Origin of the sequence: Cellulomonas sp. Leaf395, assembly GCF_001424125.1 — a bacterium.
GTDB lineage: Bacteria > Actinomycetota > Actinomycetes > Actinomycetales > Cellulomonadaceae > Cellulomonas.
The window spans coordinates 90,120-114,405 of the sequence record NZ_LMQI01000002.1 but is presented as its reverse complement, the minus strand read 5'-3'; the positions used below and the strand labels follow the sequence as shown (position 1 = coordinate 114,405).

24 protein-coding genes are annotated in these 24,286 nt (G+C 72.5%); 15 read left to right on the top strand and 9 right to left on the bottom strand.

Features of this window, described 5'->3' with window-relative positions:
• Window positions 1–34: 34 nt before the first annotated feature.
• The 6 genes from ASG23_RS04820 to rny all read left to right on the top strand — a co-directional run bounded on the left by ASG23_RS04820 (window position 35) and on the right by rny (window position 6,718).
• The gene (locus ASG23_RS04820) at window positions 35–268 is read left to right on the top strand and encodes a DUF3046 domain-containing protein (RefSeq protein ID WP_056021080.1); all 234 of its coding nucleotides are present in this window, start codon (window positions 35–37) and stop codon (window positions 266–268) included.
• Between the two features lie 48 nt (window positions 269–316).
• A complete protein-coding gene (locus ASG23_RS04815; protein ID WP_235520886.1) occupies window positions 317–2,359 on the top strand; it encodes an alkaline phosphatase family protein in 2,043 nt (680 codons plus the stop codon).
• Window positions 2,356–3,132 carry an MBL fold metallo-hydrolase gene (locus ASG23_RS04810; protein ID WP_056021073.1) on the top strand — a complete coding sequence of 259 codons (777 nt, stop codon included), beginning with the start codon at window positions 2,356–2,358 and terminating at the stop codon, window positions 3,130–3,132. Before ASG23_RS04815 ends, ASG23_RS04810 begins: the two co-directional genes overlap by 4 nt.
• Before the next feature lie 207 nt (window positions 3,133–3,339).
• Window positions 3,340–4,380 carry a recombinase RecA gene (gene recA / locus ASG23_RS04805; RefSeq protein WP_056021071.1) on the top strand — a complete coding sequence of 347 codons (1,041 nt, stop codon included), beginning with the start codon at window positions 3,340–3,342 and terminating at the stop codon, window positions 4,378–4,380.
• Window positions 4,381–4,388: 8 nt separating this feature from the next.
• On the top strand, window positions 4,389–4,976 hold the full coding sequence (locus ASG23_RS04800; RefSeq protein ID WP_056021068.1) for a regulatory protein RecX: 588 nt from the start codon (window positions 4,389–4,391) through the stop codon (window positions 4,974–4,976).
• 242 nt (window positions 4,977–5,218) lie between these two features.
• Window positions 5,219–6,718 carry a ribonuclease Y gene (gene rny / locus ASG23_RS04795; protein ID WP_056022567.1) on the top strand — a complete coding sequence of 500 codons (1,500 nt, stop codon included), beginning with the start codon at window positions 5,219–5,221 and terminating at the stop codon, window positions 6,716–6,718.
• Here the strand turns inward: rny and ASG23_RS04790 are convergent, their stop codons facing one another.
• The 4 genes from ASG23_RS04790 to ASG23_RS04775 form a co-directional block, all read right to left on the bottom strand.
• Window positions 6,719–7,579 (bottom strand): amino acid ABC transporter permease, encoded by an 861-nt coding sequence (locus tag ASG23_RS04790; RefSeq protein WP_056021065.1) that lies wholly within the window; start codon window positions 7,577–7,579, stop codon window positions 6,719–6,721.
• The gene (locus ASG23_RS04785; protein ID WP_056021062.1) at window positions 7,576–8,265 is read right to left on the bottom strand and encodes an amino acid ABC transporter permease; all 690 of its coding nucleotides are present in this window, start codon (window positions 8,263–8,265) and stop codon (window positions 7,576–7,578) included. The genes ASG23_RS04790 and ASG23_RS04785 overlap by 4 nt, the downstream gene beginning before the upstream one ends.
• Before the next feature lie 80 nt (window positions 8,266–8,345).
• A complete protein-coding gene (locus ASG23_RS04780) occupies window positions 8,346–9,218 on the bottom strand; it encodes a glutamate ABC transporter substrate-binding protein (RefSeq protein ID WP_056021059.1) in 873 nt (290 codons plus the stop codon).
• A gap of 64 nt (window positions 9,219–9,282) precedes the next feature.
• Window positions 9,283–10,065, bottom strand: a complete 783-nt coding sequence (locus tag ASG23_RS04775; RefSeq protein ID WP_056021056.1) for an amino acid ABC transporter ATP-binding protein — start codon at window positions 10,063–10,065, stop codon at window positions 9,283–9,285.
• A 123-nt stretch (window positions 10,066–10,188) separates the two neighbouring features.
• Here ASG23_RS04775 and miaB point away from each other — a divergent pair, with 123 nt between their 5' ends.
• Complete coding sequence (gene miaB, locus ASG23_RS04770; RefSeq protein ID WP_056021054.1) at window positions 10,189–11,757, top strand: tRNA (N6-isopentenyl adenosine(37)-C2)-methylthiotransferase MiaB; 1,569 nt, start codon at window positions 10,189–10,191, stop codon at window positions 11,755–11,757.
• A gap of 4 nt (window positions 11,758–11,761) precedes the next feature.
• On the opposite strand, the gene ASG23_RS04765 is transcribed toward miaB, so the two are convergent.
• Complete coding sequence (locus tag ASG23_RS04765; protein ID WP_056021051.1) at window positions 11,762–12,283, bottom strand: YbjN domain-containing protein; 522 nt, start codon at window positions 12,281–12,283, stop codon at window positions 11,762–11,764.
• A 49-nt stretch (window positions 12,284–12,332) separates the two neighbouring features.
• The gene (locus ASG23_RS04760) at window positions 12,333–12,929 is read right to left on the bottom strand and encodes a YbjN domain-containing protein (RefSeq protein WP_056021048.1); all 597 of its coding nucleotides are present in this window, start codon (window positions 12,927–12,929) and stop codon (window positions 12,333–12,335) included.
• A gap of 78 nt (window positions 12,930–13,007) precedes the next feature.
• Between ASG23_RS04760 and ASG23_RS04755 the strand changes: the two genes are divergently transcribed.
• From ASG23_RS04755 to ASG23_RS04735, 5 genes are read left to right on the top strand one after another with little or no spacing between them, the layout of a single operon-like run.
• On the top strand, window positions 13,008–13,745 hold the full coding sequence (locus tag ASG23_RS04755) for a hypothetical protein (RefSeq protein ID WP_056021046.1): 738 nt from the start codon (window positions 13,008–13,010) through the stop codon (window positions 13,743–13,745).
• Window positions 13,746–13,784: 39 nt separating this feature from the next.
• Complete coding sequence (locus tag ASG23_RS04750) at window positions 13,785–14,300, top strand: YbjN domain-containing protein (RefSeq protein WP_082515828.1); 516 nt, start codon at window positions 13,785–13,787, stop codon at window positions 14,298–14,300.
• A gap of 5 nt (window positions 14,301–14,305) precedes the next feature.
• A complete protein-coding gene (gene miaA, locus ASG23_RS04745; RefSeq protein WP_056021043.1) occupies window positions 14,306–15,262 on the top strand; it encodes a tRNA (adenosine(37)-N6)-dimethylallyltransferase MiaA in 957 nt (318 codons plus the stop codon).
• Window positions 15,259–16,215 carry a diaminopimelate epimerase gene (gene dapF / locus ASG23_RS04740; RefSeq protein ID WP_056021040.1) on the top strand — a complete coding sequence of 319 codons (957 nt, stop codon included), beginning with the start codon at window positions 15,259–15,261 and terminating at the stop codon, window positions 16,213–16,215. Before miaA ends, dapF begins: the two co-directional genes overlap by 4 nt.
• Window positions 16,216–16,220: 5 nt before the next feature.
• Window positions 16,221–16,544 (top strand): thioredoxin family protein, encoded by a 324-nt coding sequence (locus tag ASG23_RS04735; RefSeq protein ID WP_235520883.1) that lies wholly within the window; start codon window positions 16,221–16,223, stop codon window positions 16,542–16,544.
• On the opposite strand, the gene ASG23_RS04730 is transcribed toward ASG23_RS04735, so the two are convergent.
• Both ASG23_RS04730 and ASG23_RS04725 read right to left on the bottom strand, forming a co-directional pair.
• The gene (locus ASG23_RS04730) at window positions 16,493–17,872 is read right to left on the bottom strand and encodes an MFS transporter (RefSeq protein WP_056021038.1); all 1,380 of its coding nucleotides are present in this window, start codon (window positions 17,870–17,872) and stop codon (window positions 16,493–16,495) included. The two genes, ASG23_RS04735 and ASG23_RS04730, sit on opposite strands and share 52 nt — an antisense overlap.
• Window positions 17,869–18,474, bottom strand: coding sequence for a class I SAM-dependent methyltransferase (locus ASG23_RS04725; RefSeq protein ID WP_056021035.1), 606 nt, complete (start codon window positions 18,472–18,474; stop codon window positions 17,869–17,871). The genes ASG23_RS04730 and ASG23_RS04725 overlap by 4 nt, the downstream gene beginning before the upstream one ends.
• Before the next feature lie 105 nt (window positions 18,475–18,579).
• Between ASG23_RS04725 and hflX the strand changes: the two genes are divergently transcribed.
• Genes hflX through ASG23_RS04710 form a run of 3 tightly spaced genes read left to right on the top strand, consistent with a single transcriptional unit; the run spans window position 18,580 to window position 23,226 of the window.
• Window positions 18,580–20,103, top strand: coding sequence for a GTPase HflX (gene hflX, locus ASG23_RS04720; RefSeq protein ID WP_056021032.1), 1,524 nt, complete (start codon window positions 18,580–18,582; stop codon window positions 20,101–20,103).
• A gap of 39 nt (window positions 20,104–20,142) precedes the next feature.
• On the top strand, window positions 20,143–22,215 hold the full coding sequence (locus tag ASG23_RS04715; RefSeq protein ID WP_056021024.1) for an ATP-dependent DNA helicase: 2,073 nt from the start codon (window positions 20,143–20,145) through the stop codon (window positions 22,213–22,215).
• Between the two features lie 9 nt (window positions 22,216–22,224).
• Window positions 22,225–23,226, top strand: coding sequence for an L-lactate dehydrogenase (locus ASG23_RS04710; RefSeq protein ID WP_056021021.1), 1,002 nt, complete (start codon window positions 22,225–22,227; stop codon window positions 23,224–23,226).
• Between the two features lie 48 nt (window positions 23,227–23,274).
• On the opposite strand, the gene lexA is transcribed toward ASG23_RS04710, so the two are convergent.
• The gene (gene lexA / locus ASG23_RS04705) at window positions 23,275–24,027 is read right to left on the bottom strand and encodes a transcriptional repressor LexA (protein WP_056021018.1); all 753 of its coding nucleotides are present in this window, start codon (window positions 24,025–24,027) and stop codon (window positions 23,275–23,277) included.
• Window positions 24,028–24,286 lie beyond the last annotated feature (259 nt).

Genomic DNA, 24,286 nt, shown 5'->3' with positions numbered 1-24,286 from the left:
ACCCGCGCCCCCTGGAGAGTGGCAGGCTGTCACCGTGAGGTTACGAGAGTTCTGGCTGCTGGTGGACGAGGTCCTCGGCAGCGCGCACGGCCGGGAGCTCACGCGTGAGCTCGTGCTGCGAGGGCTCGACCAGCGCACCGCGATGCAGGCCCTCGACGACAACGTCGAGCCGCGGACCGTCTGGCACGCGCTCTGCGACGAGCTCGAGATCCCGGAGAACGCCCGCTGGGGCGCCGACGCCCGCCGCCCGGCGCCACCACGGGCCTAGGAGAGACCACCGATGACACCCTCCACCGGACCGCGTACGCCGTCCTGGATGCCCACGCTGCGTGACATCGGCGAGGCGGTGCTGACCCTCCTCACCACCACCGTCGGTCTCGCCGTCGCCGTCGCAGTGATCGACGGAATCCGCTCCGACTCGCCCGCGGCGATCGTGTTCGCTGCCGCAGTGGTGGCCGCCGGGGACCTGCTGCTGCGGGCGCCGCTGCGGTTCCTGGCGCGGCGAGGCAGTGCCGCTCTGGCTCTCGGCCTGGGGCTGCTCGCGCAGGTGGCCGTGCTGTGGCTCGCGCTGTCGCTCGTCCCCGGCATCGACGCGGACACCCTGTGGGCCGTCCTCGGCGTCCTCGTGGTCACGGCGATCGTCATGGCGATCGGGCGTTGGCTGATCGGCGCCAGCAACAGCGACTACGTGGTCTCGGACCTGGTCCGGCGCGCGCGCCGGCAGGCCCGCCGCGAGGGCGTCCGCGCACCGTCGGCGGGGGAGCCGCGTCCCGGCGGGATGCTCGTCGTGCAGCTGGACGGCGTCGCCGCGCCCGTCCTGCGGGAGGCCATCGAGGCGGGGCTCGCGCCGAACATCCAGCGGTGGCTGAGCACGGGCAGCCACACGCTCGAGGACTGGTGGGCCCGGATCCCGTCGACGACGCCCGCGAGCCAGGCCGGCCTGCTGCACGGCGACTCGTCGCAGATCCCCGCGTTCCGCTGGTGGGACCGGGACCTCGGGCGGCTCGTGGTGACCAACCACCCCGAGGACGCTGCGCTCGTCGAGCAGCGCCTGACCACGGGCAAGGGACTGCTCGCGGGCGGAGGGACGGCCGTCTCGACGATGTTCTCCGGCGACGCCGAGACCGCCTTCGTGGTGATGAGCAGGTCGCGCACCAAGGGTCCCGACGGAGGCCTCGGCCCGGGGCCGGCGTACGTGCGCTTCTTCGCGAGCCCGTTCGTGCTGGCCCGCGCCGTGAGCGTGTCCGTGGGAGAGATGCTCAAGGAGCTCTACCAGGCGCACCGCCAGCGGATCCGTGACGTGCAGCCGCGCATCTCCCGCGGCGGCTGGTACGTGGTGCTGCGGGGGATCACCAACGTGCTCCTGCGGGACCTGAACACCTCCCTGGTGGCGGAGGCGCTGCTGCGCGGTGCTCCCACCATCTACGTCGACCTCGTGGACTACGACGAGATCGCGCACCACGCGGGACCGACACGCCCCGAGTCGCTCCGGTCGCTGGAAGGCCTGGACCGGGTGCTCGGCACGCTCGAACGGGTCGTCGCCGTCGCGCCGCGTGGCTACGAGATCGTCGTGGTCTCCGACCACGGCCAGGCGCTCGGTGCCACCTACGAGCAGCTCGGGGGCGAGACGTTGCTCGACTCGGTGCGCGTGCTCATGGCAGAGCCGGCCGCCGACGGCGTCAAGAGCGACACGGGGGAGGACTGGGGTCTGCTCAACGCACTGGTCAACAGCGCACTGAACCTCTCCCGCGGCTCTGCTGTCCTCGGTCCCGACCAGGGGCGCCCCAAGCAGCCCGCCGCGGCGGGGGACCTGCCGGACGTGGTCACGGTGGGCTCGGGGAACCTGGGGCTCGTCTGGTTCCCGCAGGTGCCGCACCGGTTGACGCTCGAGGACTTCCAGGAGCGCTGGCCCGGTCTCGTGACCGGGCTCGCGGAACGGCCGGGCGTCGGCGTCGTCGTGGTCGACACGGAGGAGCAGGGCCTCGTCGCGATCGGTCCTCGCGGCCTCGTCCTGCTGGAGCAGGAGGGCGCGGTGCCCGAGGGCGAGGACCCCCTGCTGCCGTACGGTCCGCGCGGGCACGCGGACCTCGTGCGTGCGGCGCGGCTCCCGCACACGGGCGACCTGCTGCTCATCTCGACCGTCACCGACCGCGGCCACGTGCACGCCTTCGAGGGCCAGGTCGGGTCGCACGGCGGAATCGGAGGTGCGCAGAACCACGCGTTCCTGCTGCACCCCACCCGGTGGGAGATGGCCGACGAGCTGCGCGAGCCCGTCGGTGACGACGAGATCCTGGTGGGCGCCGAGATGGTGCACGAGCAGCTGGTCCGCTGGGCGGACGCCGCCGGTCTGCGGCCATGACCCTGCGGCTGCGCTGGCTGGGTCACGCGAGCACGGTGCTCGACGTCGACGGCGTCCGGCTGCTCACGGACCCGCTGCTGCTGCGGCACGCCGGGCTGCTGCGCCGTCGGGGCGCCGCACCGCGTCCGGAGGACTGGCAGGGTGCCGGCGCGGTGCTGCTGTCGCACCTGCACCACGACCACGCCGAGCTCGGCTCGCTGCGGCTGCTCGAGGACATCCCGGTGCTGACCGCCCCCGCCAACGCCCGGTGGCTGCGGAGCCGGGGCATCGACGCGGCCGCGGGTCTCCTGGACGCGCAGTGGTGGCAGGTACCCGGCTCCGACGTGCGACTACGGATGGTGCCGGCGGTGCACGCCCACCGTCCGATGCCGCACCGGCCCAACGCGACGCACGGGTTCCTGATCGCGACGGAGTCGTTCCGGGTCTGGTTCGCAGGGGACACCGCGCCGTTCGCGGCGATGGTGGACATCCCGACGCTCGCGGGCGGCCCGATCGACCTCGCGCTGGTGCCCGTGGGCGGGTGGGGCCCGCGGTTGTCCGGGGGGCACATGGACGCGGTCCAGGCCGCGCGGGCGTGCGTGAGCGTGGGTGCGCGGGCTGCCGTCCCGGTGCACTGGGGGACGCTGCACGCCCCGGTGTCGCGACGGCTCCCGCCGGGCTGGATGGACCGCGCGGGACCCGCGTTCGCGCACGCCGCCGCCCGGGTCGCGCCGTCCCTCACGGTGCACGTGGTGCAGCCGGGGGAGCAGATCGAGCTGGCCCCGACACGCTGACGGCGTGTCGCATACATCGAACACCTGTTCGGCTAGGCTGGTGGATGCGGGTGCACGACCGACCCGCCCACAGCCCCGCCGGCAGCAGCCGGATCCCGGGGACGAGGGCGGTGCGGTCGGGATGTCGGTGGTCGGACATAGCGTCGCTCGCAACAAGACCAGCCCCCGTACCCGCAGCAGACGCTGCTCGAGACAGACGAGGTCGACATGCCCGCACCGAAGGATCGCGAGAAGGCCCTGGAGGCCGCGCTCAGCCAGATCGACCGCCAGTTCGGCAAGGGGTCGATCATGCGGCTCGGGGACGACGGCCGCGCCCCGGTCGAGGTCATCCCCACCGGCTCCATCGCCCTGGACGTCGCGCTCGGCATCGGCGGGCTGCCGCGCGGCAGGGTCGTCGAGATCTACGGCCCGGAGTCCTCCGGCAAGACCACGCTCGCGCTGCACGCGGTCGCCAACGCGCAGAAGGCCGGCGGCATCGCCGCCTTCATCGACGCGGAGCACGCGCTGGACCCGGAGTACGCCAAGAAGCTCGGCGTCGACACCGACGCGCTCCTCGTCTCCCAGCCGGACACCGGTGAGCAGGCGCTCGAGATCATGGACATGCTGATCCGCTCCGGTGCCATCGACGTCATCGTCGTCGACTCGGTCGCCGCGCTCGTGCCCAAGGCCGAGATCGAGGGCGAGATGGGTGACAGCCACGTCGGCCTCCAGGCCCGGCTCATGTCCCAGGCGCTGCGCAAGATCACCGGTGCGCTCAACTCGTCCGGCACCACGGCCATCTTCATCAACCAGCTCCGCGAGAAGATCGGCGTGATGTTCGGGTCGCCCGAGACGACCACCGGTGGCAAGGCGCTCAAGTTCTACGCGTCGGTGCGCCTGGACATCCGCCGCATCGAGACCCTCAAGGAGGGCACGGAGGCCGTCGGCAACCGGACCCGCGTGAAGATCGTCAAGAACAAGATGGCGCCGCCCTTCAAGCAGGCGGAGTTCGACATCCTCTACGGGGTCGGTATCTCCCGCGAGGGCAGCCTCATCGACATGGGCGTGGAGCACGGCTTCGTGCGCAAGTCCGGTGCCTGGTACACGTACGAGGGCGACCAGCTGGGTCAGGGCAAGGAGAACGCCCGCAGCTTCCTCCGGGACAACCCGGACCTGGCCATCGAGCTGGACAAGAAGATCAAGGAGAAGCTCGGTATCGGAGCACGGGTCGACGCGCCCGCCGACGCCGTGCCGACCGTGGACTTCTGAGCAGTCGGATGACTAGCAGTACTCGACGTCGAGGGCGGTTCGGGACCGAACCGCCCTCGACGGGCGCGGCTGCGCAGGACGCCGAGCCGGACCAGGAGTCCGTGGCGCGAGCGATCGCGCTGCGCCTCCTGACCTCCGCGCCGCGCAGCCGGGCGCAGCTTGCTGAGGCGATGGCGCGCAAGGACGTTCCCGATGAGGTCGCGCAGCGGGTGCTCGACCGGTTCACCGAGGTCGGGCTGATCGACGACGCCGAGTACGCCCGGATGGTCGTCCGGACGCGGCACGCGGAGCGCGGGCTCTCGCGCCGGGCCATCGCCGTCGAGCTCCGCCGCCGCGGGATCGACGACGAGCTGGCCAGCGAGGCGCTGGAGCAGGTCGACGCGGACGACGAGGAGTCGGCAGCGCGGATGCTCGTCCGGCGCAAGCTCGCCTCGACGTCGGGACTGGATGCGCTGACGCGGTCGCGACGGACGTTCGCAGCGCTCGGGCGCAGGGGATACCCACCGGGGCTCGTGGCTCGGCTCGTCCGCGAGGAGCTCGCTGCGCAGGAATCGACAGCCAGCAGCGACCTGGACGGGTTCGACGCGGATCAGTGACCGTCCGGGCGGCTCAGACACCCCGCGAGCCGCGACCGTCCGGGTCGGCTCGGACACAGCGGGAGGCGTGACCACCCGGGCGGCTCGGCCACACCCAGCAACGCGACCGTCCGGGACGGAGCAGACACACCGGGTGACCCCGGAGGTGGCGGTGTGCCGAACGGCGGTGCGTGTGCGCGACAATGGCCGCAACCCCCGCACCGGCACCGGTGCGCGGCGTGCGGTCGGACCAGGAGGACGTTGTGGACGCAGGCGCCACCGGCACGATCGTCGGGCTGCTCGGCGCCTGCCTCGTGGCCCTCGTGCTCGTCCTCGTCGCCCGTCGGGAGGCCGCCCAGCACCGTTCCCGAGCAGAGGCGGACGTCGCCTCCATCAAGGACGCGGCGCGCGCGATGCGCGAGGACGTCGAGCTGCGTGAGAAGCGCCTGGTCGAGCGCGAGCAGTCCGCCGCGACGAAGCGGATCGAGATCGACGAGCTCGAACGCCGGGCGCGCGCCGAAGCCGATGCCGCCGCGGAGGCCCGCCGAGCGAGCACACGGGTCCTGGAGGAGTCGGAACGCACGGCAGCGGAGCGGGCGGCGGCGGCGGAGCGAGCCGCACTCGTGGAGCTCGAGACCGTCACCGGCCTCACCGCGGACGACGCCCGCACGGAGCTGACCCGTCGGATCGTCGAGCAGGCGCAGAACGACGCGGCCGCACAGGTCCGACGCGCCGAAGCCCAGGCGCGCCGGACCGCGGACGCCCGGGCGCGGCGCATCGTCACCACAGCCGTCCAGCGGCTCGCCGTGCCGACGAGCACGCAGTCACCGCTCACCGTCCTTCCGCTCCCGTCCGACGAGATGAAAGGTCGGATCATCGGCAAGGAGGGCCGCAACATCCGGTCCTTCGAGGCGCTGACAGGTGTGAACGTCCTCGTCGACGACCAGCCCGACGCGGTGGTCCTCTCGTGCTTCGACACCGAGCGCCGCGAGGTTGCCCAGGTCGCCCTCGAGGCCCTCATGGCGGACGGTCGCATCCACCCCCAGCGGATCGAGCAGGCCTACGCCGAGGCGCTCGCCGGCGCTGACGACCGCACCGACTCCGCAGGACACGACGCCGCCGAGCGAGCCGGGGTGAGCAGGCTGCACCCGACGCTCGTCCGCACGCTGGGGCGGTTGCGCCTGCGCACGTCCTACGGGCAGAACGTGCTGGAGCATCTCGTGGAGTCCGCACAGCTCGCCGCTGCCCTCGCCGCGGAGATCGGCGCGGACGTCGAGGTCACCCGCCGTGGTGCGTTCCTGCACGACGTCGGAAAGACCCTGACGGCGGAGCTGCAGGGCACGCATGCCGCGCTCGGTGCGGACCTCGCCCGCCGGCACGGAGAGTCTGCCCAGGTGGTCAACGCGATCGCCGCGCACCACGACGAGGTGGCACCGGAGACGGTCGAGGCCGTGCTGGTGCAGGTCGCGGACGCGATATCCGCCTCCCGGCCCGGTGCGCGCCGTGAGGAGCTGGGTCAGTACGTCGAGCGCATCGACAAGCTCGAGCAGCTCGTCGCTGCGCATGCCGGGGTGCGACGAGCCCTGGCCATGTCTGCGGGCCGTGAGGTCCGCGTGATCGTGGAGCCGTCCGAGGTCGACGACTACGCGCTGCCGCAGCTGGCGGTCGCGATCGCCCGCCACATCGAGGCCGATCTGGCGTACCCGGGCGAGATCACGGTGACGGTCGTGCGCGAGATGCGCGCGAGCGCGACCGCCGGCTGATTAGTCCTTCCCGGTCGCCACGACCAGGCTCGGCGCCTCGGTGCGCGGCTTGCCCGCGGTGCGCTTGCCGACGCGGCCGGCGAGCTGGTCGGCCAACCGGGTCAGCGCGTAGTTGATGACGATGAAGACCAGCGCCGCGACGACCAGTGCCTGCAGGATGTTGCCGTTGCCGGAGCCGAACCGCCGCGCCGCGTCCAGCAGCTCGGGGTAGGTGACGATCAGGCCGAGCGCTGTGTCCTTGAGGATGACGACCAGCTGGCTGGCGATGGCGGGGAGCATCGCGATGAGAGCCTGCGGGACCTCGACCAGCCGCAACGACTGGCCCCCGCGCAGGCCGACAGCCAGTGCCGCCTCCCGCTGACCGCGGGGCAGCCCGTGCACCCCGGAGCGGACGAGCTCGGCGAACACGGAGCCGTTGTAGAACGTCAGGCCGAGGACGACGGCAACCAGGGGGACGTCGGACGGATCGAGGATCTGGAGCTTCCCGAGGCCGAGGTAGAAGAAGATCATCATGAGCAGCACGGGGACGGCTCGGAAGAACTCGACGATCGTGCCGCTGACGCCACGCACCGCCCGGGACGGCGAGAGCCGGCCGAGCCCGAACACGAAGCCGAACACAGCGGCGGTCACGATGGAGATGCCGGCGGCCTTGAGGGTCTCGACCAGTCCGGGGATCAAGTAGTCGACCCAGGGGCTGGCCGTCAGGAAGGGCTTCCACAGGGCGGCGTCGAGCTGGCCCTTGGCGTTGAGGCGGAGCAGCACCCACACAGCGATGCCGACGACGACGATGGTGGCGGCGATGTTGACCCACACCATGCGTCGGCGGGCGACGGGACCGGGGACGTCGAACAGGGTGCTCATCGGGCCACCGTCAGTCGTCGCGAGAATGAGGTGGTCGCCAGGCCGATCGGCACGACGATGAGGACGAAGCCGAGGGCGAAGGTGAGGAAGATGGCGACGATCACGTCCGGCCTGAACTCGATCATCGTGCGCATGAGGCTGGAGGCCTCGGCGACGGACGCGGCGGCGGCCACCGTCGAGTTCTTGGTCAGCGCGATGAGCACGTTGCCCAACGGGGCGACGGAGCCGCGGAACGCCTGCGGGAGGATGACCAGTCGCGCCGCGGGCCAGAACGACAGGCCGATGGCGCGGGCGGCCTCGGCCTGACCGACCGGAACGGTGTTGACGCCGGATCTCAGCGCCTCGCACACGAACGCGGCGTGGTAGACGGTCAGCCCGACGACGGCGAGGCGGAAGAAGTTGGTCGTGAAGTCGGGGGAGAGCGTGATGCCCAGCTGCCCCCAGAGCCCGAGCACGCAGAAGACCATGATGATCGTCAGCGGGGTGTTGCGCAGGAGCGTGACGTAGGTCGAGCCCGCCCAGCGCAGGCTCGGCACCGGCGAGATCCGCATGGTCGCGAGGAGCGTCCCGAGGATCAGCGCGAGGATCCCCGCGAAGAACGTCAGCTGGATGTTGACCCAGAACGCGGCGAGCACGTCGAACTCGTCGAACAGCGACAGGTACTGCTGGAGGAAGCCGTCGTCCACCGACGCTCCTTGCTCTCGGAGGGCTCTCGGAGGGACAGGGGGCCCGCGCGCAATGCGCGAGCCCCCTGTCCGTCAGCGGGTCAGGCGCAGGCGGCGGGGGTCGGAGGGTTGAGCTCCTCGTTCGCCACGTAGCCGGAGGCGCCGACGTTCTTGTCCAGCAGCTCCTCCCACGTGCCGTCCTCGATCATCTTGGTGATGGCCTCGTTGATGGCCTCGCACTGCTCGCTGTCCTTCGGGATGCCGACGCCGTAGTTCTCCTCGGAGAACGGCTTGCCGACAACCTTGACCTTGCCCTCGTTCGCGGGCACGGCCGCGAGACCGGCCAGGATGATGTCGTCCGTCGTGACCGCGTCGACCGTCCCGGCCGTCAGCGCGGTGACGCACTCGGCGTACCCGGGCTGCTCGAGCAGGTTGGTGCCGGCGGCGTACTCGTCCTTGATGCGCTGCGCGGACGTGGAGCCGGTGACGGAGCAGAGGTTCTTGCCCTCGAGGTCCTCCGGGCCGTTGATCGTGTCATCGTCGGCGGCGACCAGGAGGTCCTGGCCGGCGACGAAGTACGGTCCGCCGAAGGAGACGACCTCCTTGCGCTTGTCGTTGATCGAGTAGGTCGCGAAGATCATGTCGACCTGGCCGTTCTGCAGCAGGGTCTCGCGCTGCGCGGACGGTGCCTGGACCCACTCGATCTGGTCCTCGCCGTATCCCAGCTCGCCGGCCACGAACTTGGCGACGTCGACGTCGAACCCGGTGTACTCGCTGCCGTCCTGGTATCCCAGGCCGGGCTGGTCGAACTTGATGCCGATCTTGATCGTGCCCTCGGCACCGCCGGTCTCCTCCGTCTCCTCGCTCGTCGCGCCGGCGTCGGCGTCGGCGTCGTCCCCGCCGTCGCTCGAACAGCCGGCGAGCGTCAGCGTGGCTGCGGCGGCGAGCGCCACTACCAGTCGTCCTGTGCGCATGGTGTGTCCCCTTCGTGTGGTGTGCAGTGTCGGTTCGGTCCGGTGGGGTCTGGGCGGTCTCGGCTCAGTGGGTCAGGATCTTCGACAGGAAGTCCCGGGCGCGGTCGCTCTTCGGTGCGGTGAAGAAGGTCTCGGGGTCCGCTTCCTCGACGATCTGGCCGCCGTCCATGAACACGACCCGGTTCGCGGCCTTGCGGGCGAAGCCCATCTCGTGGGTGACGACGATCATCGTCATGCCGTCCCGGGCGAGGCCGACCATGACGTCGAGCACCTCGTTGATCATCTCGGGGTCCAGCGCGGACGTCGGCTCGTCGAAGAGCATGACCTTCGGCTGCATGGCGAGCGCGCGGGCGATGGCGACGCGCTGCTGCTGACCGCCGGAGAGCTGCGCGGGGAGCTTGTCCGCCTGGTCCCGCACACCGACACGGTCGAGCAGGTCGATGGCGATCTTCTTGGCCGCCGACGGCTTGACGCCCTTGGCCTTGACCTGGCCCAGCACGACGTTCTGCAGGACGGTCATGTGCGCGAAGAGGTTGAACGACTGGAAGACCATCCCGACGTCCGCCCGGAGCCGGGCGAGCGCGCGGCCCTCGGCCGGAAGCGGCACGCCGTCCAGAGCGATGGTGCCCGAGTCGATGGTCTCCAGCCGGTTGATCGTGCGGCAGAGCGTCGACTTCCCGCTCCCGGATGGCCCGATGATGACGACGACCTCGCCGCGACGCACGGTCAGGTCGATGTGCTGCAGGACATGCAGGGCGCCGAAGTGCTTGTCGACGCCGCGGAGCTCCACGAGAGCGTCGGAGGTCGTGTCGGTCGGGGCGGGCGGTGCGGCCGAGATGTCCACCATTGGACGAACCTACGGGGGGATTGCCCGATCTGGCGAACAGAACCGGTCACGGTTCGGCAACGTAGCCGTCAAGCAAGACCCCAGGTGAGGGGCTCAGGGCGGGCGGCCGTACCCTTGACGGTGATGTCCACGTCCTTGCCTGCCGCCCTGCCCGAGCTGCGCCCGTCCGCGCCGGACGACGCCGCGCGCACCTATCTGGTCAAGACGCTCGGCTGCCAGATGAACGTGCACGACTCCGAGCACATGGCGGGGATGCTGGAGCAGGCCGGGTACGTGGCTGCGAGCCCGGTGCAGGCGGCTGCGGAGGACGCGGACGTCATCGTCATCAACACGTGCGCGGTCCGCGAGAACGCGGCCGACAAGCTCTACGGGAACCTCGGCCGGCTCGCCGCCTCCAAGCGGGCGCGGCCCGGCATGCAGATCGCGGTCGGCGGCTGCCTGGCGCAGAAGGACCGCGCCGGCATCGTCGAACGGGCGCCGTGGGTCGACGTCGTGTTCGGCACGCACAACCTGGACGTCCTACCGGTCCTGCTGGAGCGCGCGCGGCACAACGCCGCGGCTCAGGTCGAGATCGAGGAGTCGCTCAAGGTCTTCCCCAGCACGCTGCCCACGCGACGCGAGTCGGTCTACGCGGGATGGGTGTCCATCAGCGTCGGCTGCAACAACACGTGCACGTTCTGCATCGTCCCGCACCTGCGCGGCAAGGAGCGGGACCGCCGGCCGGGGGAGATCCTCGCGGAGGTTCAGGCGCTCGTGTCGCAGGGCGCGATCGAGGTGACGCTGCTCGGCCAGAACGTCAACTCCTACGGGGTCGAGTTCGGGGACCGCAGCGCGTTCGCCAAGCTGCTCCGCGCCGCTGGCGCGATCGAGGGCCTCGAGCGGGTGCGCTTCACGTCGCCGCACCCCGCCGCGTTCACGGACGACGTCATCGCCGCGATGGCGCAGACGCCGACCGTCATGCCGCAGCTGCACATGCCGCTGCAGTCGGGCTCCGACCGGATCCTGCGGGCCATGCGCCGCTCGTACCGCTCGGACAAGTTCCTCGGCATCCTCGACCGCGTGCGCGCCGCGATGCCGGAGGCGGCGATCACCACCGACATCATCGTCGGCTTCCCGGGAGAGACCGAGGAGGACTTCGCCGAGACCCTTCGTGTGGTCGAGGCCTCGCGGTTCTCCTCCGCCTTCACGTTCCAGTACTCACCGCGTCCCGGTACCGCCGCGTTCGACCTGCCCGGCCAGCTGCCCAAGGCCGTCGTGCAGGAGAGGTTCCTTCGTCTGACGGCCCTGCAGGACCGAATCTCGCACGAGGAGAACCAGGCACAGGTCGGTCGCACTGTCCAGGTGCTCGTCGCGGAGACCGAGGGGCGCAAGGACGGGTCGACGCACCGGGTCACGGGCCGCGCCGCCGACAACCGCCTGGTCCACCTCGCGGTCCCGCCGGCGACGGCCGACGCCCCGCGCCCGGGGGACCTGGTGACAGTGACGGTGACCCACGCCGCGCCGTACCACCTGGTGGCCGACTCCGCGGTGCTGGGCGGGACGTTCGAGGTCCGTCGCACGGCTGCGGGCGACGCGTGGAACCGCCGACGCACTGGCGAGGAGCACAGCCACGGCGGTTCTGGAGACTCCTGCGGCACGGGCGCCCCGCGCGGACCGGTCGTGCTGGGTCTGCCGACGTTGGCCCGACGCTGACGGCCTAGTTGTCCGGCACGTCCGGAGGCGGGACGTCGTCGCGGGGCAGCACGGCCTCGAGCGACGAGAACATCTGCACCCCGGTACCCAGCCCGCACGCCAGCAGCTGCGCCAGCTGCGGCTCGGTCACGCCGGGCTCGAAGTCGGCCGACACCTCGCTGTAGAGGGCGAGCACGCCCTCTTCCTCCCGCAGGTACGCCTTGGGCCAGATGCGCTCCCGGTTCCAGTCGTTGACCGCGAGCGACGCGATCTCGCGCTGGTCGAGCTGCAGGCTCCGGTGCCAGCGGCCGCGGACCTGGAGGATCTCCTGCTGCTCGCCGAGGAGCAGGAACCAGAAGCGGCTCCCGTCCCACGTGCCCGTCAGGTCGCCGTCATCGTCGATCACGAAGCGGTAGCCGCGGGCGACGAGGTAGTCCGCGATCCGCTCCCGGGTCAGCGGACCGGGCGGCTCGTCGTCGGGCGTCGGCCGCTTGGTCGGCTTGGGCAGCCCACCGAGCACCCGAAGCAGCCAGCCGGGCCCGCTCATGAGCCCACCTCGCTCGCGGTCCTGCGGGCGACCACGCCCTCCGGCCCGCTCACGGAGCCACTCCTGCCGGGTCCGGGTACCGCTCGTCGAGCGCGTCGAAGAACATGCTGCCGGTGGACAGGCCGCAGAAGAGCATCTGGCTCAGCTGGGCGTCCGTCGCGCCGTGCTCGAGATCGGTCGCCACCTCGGAGACCACGTGCACGCGACCGTTGTCCCGGACACGGACGTACGCCTTGGGCCAGATCCGGTCGGCGTTCCACTCGTTGCAGACGTCGAGCACCTCCTCGAGCCGTTCGATGGCCACCTCGCGGTGCCACTGGCCGCGCACCTGGAGGATCTCCGACTTCTCTCCGAACAGGAAGAAGTAGAAGAGCCGCCCGCGCCACAGGCCGCCCAGGTCGCCGTCGTTGTCCACGAAGTAGCTGAACTGGTTGTTCGTCATCCACGCGGCGATCCGGGCCGGCGTCACGTCGGACGGGAGGTCCGCGGCGGGCTCGGCGACACCCAGCTCGCGGGCGAGCAGCTCCGCGACGCGGTCGTGCAGCTCGTCGTCGGCAGGCTCGAGCCCGGACCCGGTGTCCGAGGCAGCCGCGGGCTGCGGACGCCCCTGCCACCAGCGCCGTGCACGATCCCCGAGCGACCCCATGCGCACGACAGTACCGGCGCACGCCCACACCGGGGCGCTGACATCCGGGTGGCGGCGGGTCTCCCGTAGGTTCGGGGCATGCTCGTCGTCGCCGCCCTCGTCCCGGACACCGCGCTGCTGGTTCCCGGCACCTCGGGCGACGCGGAGGTGCTCGTCGGGCTCCGCACGGCCGCGGTCTCGGCCGTGGCCGAGGTGGTCGCGGCCGACGTCGCGACGATCGTCGTCGTGGCGCCGGGGCCGGCCCCGCGGGAGCTCTCCGGGACTGTGCGACCGTCTCTCGGGGCCGCCGGAGTGCCCGACGACCTGCTCTGGTGGCCGGTCCCCACCGCGACCCTCCCCGGGAGCGGGCAGGACGTCCCGAGCGTCCCGAGCGCAGTCGGCCTGCACCTCCTGGCGCGGGCACGGTGGCGCTCGCGACTGCGGGTCGTCGAGGTGACCGGGCAGCAGAGCGCCGACGCGCTGGCCGACCTCGGACGCGCGCTCGTGGGCGACGGACCGACCGGGCTCGTCGTCGTCGGGTCCGGCAGCGGCCGGCACGGCCCCGACGCGCCCCTCGCGGACGACCCGCGGGCACCGGACCACGATGCGCGCGTCCTGGCCGACCTGGCCGACGCCGGCCCCGAGGCCCGGGCGCGCCTCGCGGCCGACGACCCCGACCTCGCCGACGAGCTGGCGGTGCGGGGCTGGGCGCCGTGGCAGGTGCTCCTGGGTGCCGCGGGGGACGAGCCGGTCCGCGCACGCGTGCTGGCGGAGTCGACGGAGCTCGGCGCACAGCACGCGGTGCTCGTCTGGGAGCTCCTCCGGGACGCCCGGTAGGGTCTCTCGCTGTCCGTCCCCGACACCCCTGAGGTCCCGATGGCACCCGCCGAGCACGAGCCCACCACCCTGCCCCCGCTGACGACCGCCCGGATCGCCGAGCGGCTCGACGCGCGCGGGTCGGTGTACGGCACGGACAAGGACGGCGACCTGGTGGGCCGCTGGGACGGTCACCCGTTCTGGTTCATCACCCTGGGTCGCGCGAAGGAGTACCTGCAGGTCCGCGGCCGCTGGGCGCGCCAGGTCCCCGGCACCGAGTTCGGGAACGTGCTCCTGGGCGCCAACGCCTGGTCCGAGACGATGGTCTGGCCCAAGATCTTCGTGCGGATCGAGGCCGAGCAGGTCGCCGTCTACACCGAGCACACGGTCGACTACGAGCACGGCCTCACCGACGAGCAGCTCGACCTGCACCTGACCATCGGGATCGCGAGCGCGCTGCGGTTCTTCGCGGGGCTCGACGAGAAGTACCCCGACGCGGTCCCGACCGCTCCCGCGGCCCCGGCGCCCGAGGAGCCCATCGCCTACCACGACCCCGCCCGACCGACCCTGGACTGACGCCGATGACCCTCGTGGTCGCGCTCGTCGGACCGACGGCGACGGGCAAGTCGGACCTCGCTCTGGCGCTCGCGCACGTCCTGGGCGGCGAGGTGGTGAACGCCGACGCGATGCAGCTGTACCGCGGCATGGACATCGGCACGGCCAAGCTCGCGCCTGAGGAACGCCAGGGCGTCCCGCACCACCTCCTGGACGTCCTGGACGTGCACGAGGACGCCTCGGTGGCCGACTACCAGGCACGCGCCCGCACCGCGCTGCGCGCGATCGAGGATCGTGGCAACCGGCCCGTGGCCGCCGGCGGCTCGGGGCTGTACGTCCGGGCGCTGCTGGACCACATGGAGTTCCCCGGGACCGACCCCGACGTCCGGGCGCGGCTCGAGGCGCGCGCGGAGGCCGAGGGTGCCAGGGCGCTGCACGCCGAGCTCGCGGCGGCGGACCCGGTGGCGGCCGACGGGATCGGCCCTCGCAACGCCCGGCGGATCGTGCGTGCGCTGGAGGTCATCGAGATCACCGGCCGCCCCTACTCCGCGAGCCTCCCGCAGCACGTCTACGAGGTGCCGGCCGTCCAGATCGGCCTCGACTGCGACCGGGCAGTCCTGGACGCGCGGATCACGGAGCGCGTCGAGCGGATGTGGTCGCGCGGGCTCGTCGACGAGGTCGAGCACCTGCGCGCCAACGGGCTGGGTCGCACTGCGTCGCGGGCCGTGGGCTACGCCGAGGTCCTCGCGATGCTCGACGGCGACCTGACGGCCGACGAGGCGCGGGCCGCGATCACCGCCGGGACGCGTCGGCTCGCGCGCAAGCAGATGGGCTGGTTCGGCCGGGACCCGCGGGTGCACTGGCTCGACGCCCGGGACCCGGACCTCGTCGCGAAGGCGCTCGGGCTCGTCGCCGACGCCGACGCCGGCGGGCTGGGACTCGCCACGGACGACCCGGCGCCACGACGTAGCCTGGGTTCATGACCGTGGTGGCCGCTCCGACGCTGCACGTGACCAAGGGTCACGGCACACAGAACGACTTCGTGCTGCTCGACGACCGCGACGCGCTGGTCGACCTGTCGGCCGCCCTGGTCCGCGGGCTCGCCGACCGTCGCGCAGGCGTCGGCGGTGACGGGGTCATCCGGGTCGTCGCCAGCGAGCACCTGCCGGAGGGCGTCGCGGCGTTGGCCGACGACCCGTCGGCCCGCTGGTTCATGGACTACCGCAACGCCGACGGCTCGGTCGCGGAGATGTGCGGCAACGGGGTGCGGGTGTTCGCCGCCTACCTGGAGCGGCTCGGGCTGTGGAACGCAGCGGACGGTGAGCTCGCGCTCGGCACCCGTGCAGGGGTCCGTCGTGTCCGACGGGTCCCGGTGCCCGCCGGCGTCGGCGACGACGTCTGGTACTCCGTCGACATGGGGCGCTGGCACCTGCCCGGCGGGTCGCAGGCCGTGCGCGACGGCGCCGACGCGGAGGTCGTCGTCGCCGGTCTCGAGGTCGCCCGCGCGGGCCTGAGCGTCGACGTCGGCAATCCGCACGTGGTCCTCGCGCTCGGCGACGAGGACGAGCTGACCGCGGCCGACCTCACGCGGGCACCCCAGGTCACCCCGGTGCCGCCGCACGGCACGAACGTCGAGCTCGTCGTCCCGCTGGGTGAGCACGAGGCTCCCGACGGGTCGCAGATCGGCCGGGTCCGGATGCGCGTGCACGAACGGGGTGTCGGGGAGACCCGGTCCTGCGGGACGGGTGCGTGCGCCGCCGCACTGGCGGTCCGCACGTGGGCCGGGACCGGCGCGCCCGACGTCTGGCTCGTGGACGTGCCCGGTGGGACCGTCCGCGTCAGCGTCCTGCCCGACGGCCACGTCGAGCTCGCCGGACCAGCCGTGCTCGTGGCCGCGGCCGACGTGGACCTCGCGGCGCTGGCCGCCGGACGCTGACGGACGTGCGTCTCAGCCCGGCGGACCTGGGCGTGCCGCTCGGCGAACGTGCCACCGTGGTCCAGTTCTCGAGCACGTTCTGCGCGCCGTGCCGCTCGACCCGCTACGTCGTCGAGCGCGCCGTGGCGACCACCGACGGGGTCGCGTACGCCGACCTCGACGTCGCGGACCACCTCGCGCTGGGGGAGCGGCTCGGCATCGACGTCACGCCGACGGTCCTCGTGCTGGATGCCGTCGGCCAGGTGGTCCGTCGCGCGACCGGGGTGCCGAGGCTCGCTCAGCTGCGCAGCGCGCTCGATGCGGCGTCGTCGGCGGTGCCCTCCACCTGAGCCAGCCCTCCACCCACGCGAGGGCCGACGAGTGCGGCGCCCACGGCGAAGACGGCGGCGACCGCCAGCGCGGCGGTGAACGGCGCGTCCGGGCTGCGGTCGGCGGCGGCGAACGCGAGGCCCGTGAGCGCCAGGGCGAGGGCTGCCCCGATCGAGTCCGCGATCGACAGTGCCGAGCTGTTGACGCCCTGGGTCCCGGGGGCGGAGTACGCGAGCACCAGAACGGTCAGCCGCGAGTACACGAGACCCATCCCGGCTCCGGCCAGGGTCCAGGACGAGATCGCGACCGTGGGCGGGAGATGGGCGGCGGCCGTGACCAGGACACCGGCGACCGAGACGACGACCAGGGTCGAGCCGACGACGACTGCCGTCCGGTGCGGCAGCCGGTCCCCGAGGCGCCCCTGCAGCCACGACGTGCCCGCCCAGGCGATGCCCGCGAACGTCAGGGCGATCCCCGCGGTCGTCGGCGAGAACGCGTACCCCTGCGTCAGGAGGTACGGCAGGTACACCTCGGCGCCCAGGAACGCGCCCGAGACCAGACCGCGGCTGGCGATCACGCTCGGCAGGCCGCGAGCCGCACGCAACGTGCCCGCAGGCACCACCGCGCGCAGCGCGACCAGGGCCACGACGCCCGTGCCGACGGCCACGATCACCGACCACGGCAGCGGGACCTGCGCGGCAAGGTTCAGGCCGAGCACGGCGGCGGCGGCGAGCGCAGCCCAGGCGAGCCGCCCGCGCGGGGGGGCGTCGCCCGCTGTCTCGGGTGGTCCGATCCTGCGCAGCGCCGGGACGAGCATCAGCGTGGTCGGCACGACGAGCAGCGCGACCCCGAGGAACACCCAGCGCCACCCGGCGTGCTGGGCGACCGCGCCGGCGCCGGCCGGGCCGACCAGGGACGGGATGATCCAGGCCGCCGCGAACCACGCAAACACCCGCGGGTGCAGCATCGCCGGGTAGAGCCGGGCGACCACGACGTACAGCGCGACGGTCATCGCACCGCCACCGAACCCCTGGAGCAGGCGCCCCCCGACGAGCACCTCCATCGTGGGCGCAGAGCCCGCGACGAGGATGCCGGCGGTGAACAGCCCGACGGCCGTCAGCAAGGGCGTCCGGGGTCCGCTGCGGTCGCTCCACGGACCGGCCAGGACCATGCCGACGACACCGGTCGCCAGCGGCCCGGCGAACGCGAACGCGTACAGCGACGCACCGTCGAGCGCGGCGGAGACGGTCGGCATCACGGTCGTCACGGCCAGCGACTCGAACGCGACCATGAAGATCAGCGCGACCATGCTCCAGGTGGTGGTGCGCAGCTCCCGCCAGTCGCTCATGGGTCGTGCACGGCGAGCACGCGGAACCCCTTGGCGCTCGCGGTGCGGTCGACGGTCACGCCGAGCTCGGTGGCGATCCACCGCTGCAGCGAGTCGGCGCCCAGGTTCTTGCCGACCACCAGGTGCGCCTCGCCGCCCGGGGCACGGCGACCGAGCCACTGCGTCAGCATCGCGTGCAGCGCGACCTTGCCGACACGGATGGGCGGGTTGGACCAGATCGCCGCGAAGAGCACGTCGGCGGGTACCTCGTCGGGCCGCACGGCGCGCAGGTTGGTGGCGCCGAGGCGCTCGGCGTTGCGGCGCGTCAGGTCGAGCGCCCGCTCGTTCACGTCGACCGCCCAGACCGTGGCGGCTGGCGACTCCAGCGCCAGCGTGAGCGCGATCGGACCCCACCCGCAGCCGAGGTCGAGCAGGTCCCCGGCGGCAGGCGGCGCGGGGACGTGGTCGAGGAGCACCCGCGTGCCCAGGTCGACGTGGTCCGGGGAGAAGATGCCCCCGGCGGTCTCGACCTGGACCTCCCGTCCGGCGAGGTGCACAGCCAGCAGCCGGCGCTCGTCGGGGGAGGCCGGCTGTGCCGTGAAGTAGTGGTCCTGCTCGCTCACGCGCCGACGATACCCACGCCGACCCGCTCGGCCCGCAGCGAAATACCTCGGCGGTCCTGGGTGCCCCGTGGGACCCTGAGATCAGCCGACGAGACGAGGAACACCTTGACCGACCAGCAGCACACCACCAGCCAGACCGAGGACACACCGCTGGCGCGTACCGCGCAGGAGGTGGCCGACGACGTCGTGGCTCGTGTGCTCGCCAGGGCAGGGGCCACGCTCCACGCGGGCGCCACGGTGCACTCGTCGTACGACGGGGACCAGCTCGAGCTCGAGGAGCGCACGTCGCTGCGCCGCGTCGCGGGGCTGTCCACCGAGCTCGAGGACGTCACCGAGGTCGAGTACCGCCAGCTGCGCCTGGAGAAGGTCGTCCTCGTCGGTGTCTGGGGCTCCGGCACCGTCACCGATGCCGAGATATCCCTGCGCGAGCTCGCGCAGCTCGCCGAGACCGCCGGCTCACAGGTCCTCGACGGCCTGCTCCAGCGCCGTCAGAAGCCTGACCCCGGCACCTACCTCGGCTCGGGCAAGGCCGCCGAGCTGGCCACGCTCGTCGCGAGCGTCGGGGCGGACACCGTGGTCGTCGACGGCGAGCTCGCCCCCTCGCAGCGCCGTGCGCTGGAGGACATCGTCCGCGTCAAGGTCATCGACCGCACGGCGCTGATCCTCGACATCTTCGCCCAGCACGCCAAGTCCCGGGAGGGCAAGGCCCAGGTCGAGCTGGCGCAGCTCGAGTACCTGCTTCCCCGCCTGCGCGGCTGGGGTGACTCGATGTCCCGGCAGGCGGGTGGCCAGGTCGGCGGAGCGGCCGCGGGCATGGGGTCGCGCGGTCCCGGTGAGACGAAGATCGAGCTGGACCGGCGGCGCATCCGCAACCGCATGGCCAAGCTGCGCCGCGAGATCGCCGCGATGGAGCCGGGGCGCGTCACCAAGCGCGCCTCGCGCAAGAAGCACGCGATCCCGTCCGTCGCCATCGCGGGCTACACCAACGCGGGCAAGTCCTCTCTGCTCAACCGGTTGACGCACGCGGGAGTCCTCGTCGAGAACGCCCTGTTCGCGACGCTCGACCCGACGGTCCGCCGGGCGGAGACCGCCGACGGGCGCGTCTACACGCTCGCGGACACGGTCGGATTCGTCCGCGCGCTCCCGCACCAGCTGGTCGAGGCGTTTCGCTCCACGCTGGAGGAGGTCGCCGACGCGGACCTGATCCTGCACGTCGTGGACGCGTCCCACCCCGACCCCGAGGGTCAGATCGCGGCCGTCCGGCACGTCTTCGCTGACATCCCTGGCGCGATGGACGTCCCCGAGATCATCGTGCTCAACAAGGCCGACCTCGCGAGTCCCGAGGCGATCGCTCGGCTCCGCTCGCGCGAGGTGCACTCGATCGTCGTGTCGGCGCACAGCGGCGAGGGCATCGAGGAGCTGCAGGCTCTCGTCGCCGACCAGCTGCCGCGGCCGGGCGTCAGCGTGGACCTGGTCATCCCGTACGACCGCGGCGACCTGGTGAGCCGAGTGCACGAGCACGGCGACATCCAGGTCGAGGAGCACACGGCCGACGGCACAGCCCTTCGCGCGCGGGTCGACGCGGGCCTCGCCGCCGAGCTGGAGGCTGCCGCACAGCTGCGCCGATGACGGTCCGTGACCGCGGCCGGCCACCACTAGGCTGACGCGGTGCCAGACGCCGACCCCTCCGTCGAGAACCTCCTCGACGTCGCGGTCGATGCTCTCGGCGGGGTCCGTCGTGACGGCCAGCACCAGATGGCAGTCGCCGTCGCGGAGACGATCGAGAAGGGCGAGCACCTGCTCGTCCAGGCGGGGACGGGCACCGGCAAGTCGCTCGGCTACCTGGTGCCCGCGCTGCGGCACGCCGTCCTCGAGAACGAGCACGTCGTCGTCTCCACGGCCACGCTCGCGCTGCAACGCCAGATCATCACGCGCGACCTCCCGCTCGTCGCCAAGGCCCTGGCGCCGCACCTGCCGCGCACGCCGGCCATAGCGCTGCTCAAGGGCTGGCACAACTACGTGTGCGTGCACAAGGTCGCCGGCGGGTACCCCGACGACGACACGGGCACGCTGTTCGACCTGGGGGACCACGCCGGCGCCGCCGAGCACCCCGCTCCGGCGCGCACCGGGGCGACCACGCTCTCCGAGAGTCTCGGGGAGCAGGTCCTGCGGCTGCGGGAGTGGGCCGAGGAGACCGACTCCGGAGATCGCGACGACCTCGTGCCCGGCGTCACGGACCGCGCCTGGCGGCAGGTGTCCGTCACCTCGCTGGAGTGCCTGGGCGGCAAGTGCCCGATGCTTGCCGAGTGCTTCCCGGAGAAGGCGAAGGCCGCGTCGCGGGAGGCGGACGTCGTCGTCACCAACCACGCGATGCTCGGCATCGCCGCCTCCGGCTCGCCCGGCGTGCTGCCCGAGCACCAGGTCCTCATCGTCGACGAGGCGCACGAGCTGACGGACCGGGTGACGGCGCAGGCGACCTCCGAGCTGTCCGTCGCCACCATCGAGCACGCCGCCCGGCTCGCTCGTCGGCACGGTGGTGTCCCGACGACCGATCTCGACTCGGCGAGCCAGGCGCTGGCGAGCGTGCTCGTCGGGCTGCCGGAGACCCGGTTCCGCGACGGGCTGCCCCCGGCCGCCCGGGATGCCGTCGCCAGCGTGCGTGACGCCACCCGCGCGCTGCTCACGGTGCTCAAGCCGGAGACCGGACCGAACGTGCCTCCGGAGGGTGGTCGCAAGGTCGCGCAGGCCACGATGCTCGCGCTGTACGAGGTGGCCGACCGGATGGCAGCCGACCCGGAGGACCACCGGCACACCGTCCTGTGGTGCGGCCGCAGCGAGGACCGCCGTGGCTCGGTGCTCACCCGCCTGTACGCGGCACCGCTCGCGGTCAACGGCCTCATCCGCACCAACCTCCTCGCCGGCCGCTCGGGCGTACTCACCTCCGCGACGCTCGAGCTGGGCGGCTCGTTCGACCCGATCGCCCGGGCGGTCGGTCTCGAGGTCCGCCCCGACGCCGAACCCGTCGGTCCGACCTCCCTGGCGGGGGAGGCGCCCTCCGCGCCGGCGGGCGTGCCGTGGCGCGGGCTCGATGTCGGCAGCCCGTTCGACTACCCCCGGCAGGGGATCCTGTACCTCGCGCGGCACCTGCCGAAGCCCGGCCGCGAGCCTGCGACGGACGCGCAGCTCGACGAGATCGCCGACCTCATCACGGCCGCCGGCGGTCGGACGCTCGGACTGTTCTCGTCGCGGCGCGCAGCCAACGCGGTGGCGGCCGCCATGCGGGAGCGGCTCGACGTGCCGATCCTCGCGCAGGGCGACGACCAGCTGCCCACCCTCGTCTCGCAGTTCATCGCCGACGAGGCCACGTGCCTCTTCGGGACGCTGTCGCTCTGGCAGGGCGTCGACGTCCCGGGCTCCACGTGCCGGCTGGTCATCATCGACCGCATCCCCTTCCCGCGGCCGGACGACCCGGTCAGCTCCGCCCGGTCCGACGCGATCGAGAAGGCGGGAGGCAACGGCTTCCTGGCGGTGTCCGCCACGCACGCGGCGCTGCTCCTCGCGCAGGGGGCCGGCCGGCTGATCCGGACCAGCGAGGACCGTGGAGTGGTCGCCGTGCTCGACCCCCGGCTCGCGACGGCCGGGTACAGCGGCTTCCTCACGCGGTCGCTGCCGGCGTTCTGGCGCACCACGGACCGGGCCGTGGCCATCTCCGCGCTGCAGCGGCTCGCTGCCGCCGGTTAGCCTCGTCGGATGACTGAGAGCCTGGACATGGAAGACGTGGGCATGGCCCCGTTCCGCAGCGGCCGTCGTACGTCCAAGCTGGCGATCGTCGGGGCAGGTGCAGTCGGGTCGACGATGGCCTACGCGGCTCTCCTGCGCGGCGCGGCGCGGTCCGTGGCGCTCTACGACATCAACGCGGCGAAGGTCGAGGCCGAGGCGCTGGACCTCGGGCACGGCATCCAGTTCATGCCGATGGCCGAGGTCGTCGGGTCCGACGACATCGCGGTGTGCGCCGACGCCGACGTCGTCATGTTCACGGCCGGCGCCAAGCAGAAGCCCGGCCAGTCACGCCTCGAGCTCGCGGAAGCCACCATCGGACTCGTCCGCAAGGTCCTGCCGGCCCTCGTGGAGGTCGCACCGGAGGCCGTCTACGTGATGGTGACCAACCCCGTCGACGTGGTCACCTACGCGGCGCTCCAGATCTCCGGCCTGCCGCCGTCGCAGCTCTTCGGGTCCGGCACCGTCCTGGACTCGTCCCGGTTGCGCTACCTCATCGCGCAGCACACCGGGGTCGCGGTGCAGAACGTGCACGCGTACATCGCCGGCGAGCACGGGGACACCGAGCTTCCGCTGTGGGGGTCGGCGAGCATCGGCTCGGTCCCGCTGCTGGAGTGGACCGGGTCCGGCGGTACCGGACCCCTGACCTCGGAGGTCCGGGAGCGCATCGCGCACGAGGTGGTCGACTCCGCCTACCGCATCATCGAGGGCAAGGGGGCGACGAACTACGCGGTCGCCCTGGCCGGCTCCCGGATCATCGAGGCGGTCGTGAAGGACGAACGACGCGTGCTGCCCGTCTCGTCGTTGCTGGACGACTTCTACGGGATCAGCGACGTCTGCCTCTCCGTGCCCGCGATCGTCGGCGCGCACGGCGTGGGTGAGCGGCTGCCCGTCCCGTTGTCCGACACGGAGCTGGCGGGGCTGCGCGCCTCCGCGGACGCGGTGCGTGCGGTGGCCCGCCAGTTCGGCTTCTGACACACGTCGGGCCGCACCCCGTCGCAGGTGCGGCCCGACGGTGGCATGTCAGAGGCTGCGCAGGACGCTCACGACCCGGCCGAGGATCGTGGACTCGTCGCCCGGGATCGGCGAGTACGCGGCGTTGTGCGGCATGAGCCAGACGTGGCCGTCGATGCGCTTGAAGGTCTTGACCGTGGCCTCGCCGTCGATCATCGCCGCCACGATCTCGCCGTTCTCGGCCACGGGCTGACGTCGGACCACGACCCAGTCGCCGTCGCAGATCGCGGCGTCGATCATGGAGTCGCCGCTGACCTTGAGAAGGAAGAGCTCGCCGTCGCCGACCAGCTGGCGGGGGAGCGGGAAGACGTCCTCGACGACCTGCTCCGCCAGGATCGGTCCGCCCGCCGCGATCCGGCCGACGACCGGGACGTAGGACGGTGCGGGCAGACGCTCGCCGTCCCCCTGCTCCGGGAAGGTGGAGCGGCTGCCGTCCGGCGCCGTCCACGTCCCGACGCCGCGCGAGTCGTCCGCGTGCACGACCTCGATGGCCCGCGGACGGTTGGGGTCGCGCCGCAGGTACCCCTTGCGCTCGAGCGCCATGAGCTGGTGCTTGACGCTCGACGGGCTGGTGAGGCCGACGGCCTCGCCGATCTCGCGCATGCTCGGCGGGTAGCCCCGGGACTCCACCGAGGACCGGATGGTGTCCAGCACGAGCCGCTGGCGCGCCGTGAGGCCGTCGGGTCCGGGCGCCCCGTCCGGGAGCGTGTGGACCGTCGCCAGGTCCTTCTCGAGCTGGGACGCGTCCCCTGAGTCCGTCACTGCGCTCCTCCTCCGTCCGGCGGCCGCCGCGCAGCACGCTCGGCCTTCTCCGCCTGGTCCAGCTCATGTCCTCGAGGTCCTGACCTGCGGCGACGGGGGACCCCGGCGGGCGTGTCAGTGGCTCGTGGTGCGCTTGTGCTGCATCGCCAGCCTAGGGAACTCACGGCTGAAGATCAAACATCTGTTCGATCGTGTCTCGACAGTGTCGGCGGATCCTGGTAGACATCGTACAGACGTTCGACGAACAGGCGTTCGATCA

Coding starts and splice junctions, on each gene's coding strand:
- ASG23_RS04790 (WP_056021065.1), bottom strand. CDS start 7,579: ATGAGCACCCTGTTCGACGTCCCCGGTCCCGTCGCCCGCCGACGCATG.
- miaB (WP_056021054.1), top strand. CDS start 10,189: ATGTCCACGTCCTTGCCTGCCGCCCTGCCCGAGCTGCGCCCGTCCGCG.
- miaA (WP_056021043.1), top strand. CDS start 14,306: ATGACCCTCGTGGTCGCGCTCGTCGGACCGACGGCGACGGGCAAGTCG.
- ASG23_RS04760 (WP_056021048.1), bottom strand. CDS start 12,929: ATGGGGTCGCTCGGGGATCGTGCACGGCGCTGGTGGCAGGGGCGTCCG.
- ASG23_RS04780 (WP_056021059.1), bottom strand. CDS start 9,218: ATGCGCACAGGACGACTGGTAGTGGCGCTCGCCGCCGCAGCCACGCTG.
- dapF (WP_056021040.1), top strand. CDS start 15,259: ATGACCGTGGTGGCCGCTCCGACGCTGCACGTGACCAAGGGTCACGGC.
- recA (WP_056021071.1), top strand. CDS start 3,340: ATGCCCGCACCGAAGGATCGCGAGAAGGCCCTGGAGGCCGCGCTCAGC.
- ASG23_RS04765 (WP_056021051.1), bottom strand. CDS start 12,283: ATGAGCGGGCCCGGCTGGCTGCTTCGGGTGCTCGGTGGGCTGCCCAAG.
- ASG23_RS04810 (WP_056021073.1), top strand. CDS start 2,356: ATGACCCTGCGGCTGCGCTGGCTGGGTCACGCGAGCACGGTGCTCGAC.
- ASG23_RS04730 (WP_056021038.1), bottom strand. CDS start 17,872: ATGAGCGACTGGCGGGAGCTGCGCACCACCACCTGGAGCATGGTCGCG.
- ASG23_RS04710 (WP_056021021.1), top strand. CDS start 22,225: ATGACTGAGAGCCTGGACATGGAAGACGTGGGCATGGCCCCGTTCCGC.
- ASG23_RS04755 (WP_056021046.1), top strand. CDS start 13,008: ATGCTCGTCGTCGCCGCCCTCGTCCCGGACACCGCGCTGCTGGTTCCC.
- ASG23_RS04800 (WP_056021068.1), top strand. CDS start 4,389: ATGACTAGCAGTACTCGACGTCGAGGGCGGTTCGGGACCGAACCGCCC.
- ASG23_RS04815 (WP_235520886.1), top strand. CDS start 317: ATGCCCACGCTGCGTGACATCGGCGAGGCGGTGCTGACCCTCCTCACC.
- ASG23_RS04775 (WP_056021056.1), bottom strand. CDS start 10,065: ATGGTGGACATCTCGGCCGCACCGCCCGCCCCGACCGACACGACCTCC.
- ASG23_RS04750 (WP_082515828.1), top strand. CDS start 13,785: ATGGCACCCGCCGAGCACGAGCCCACCACCCTGCCCCCGCTGACGACC.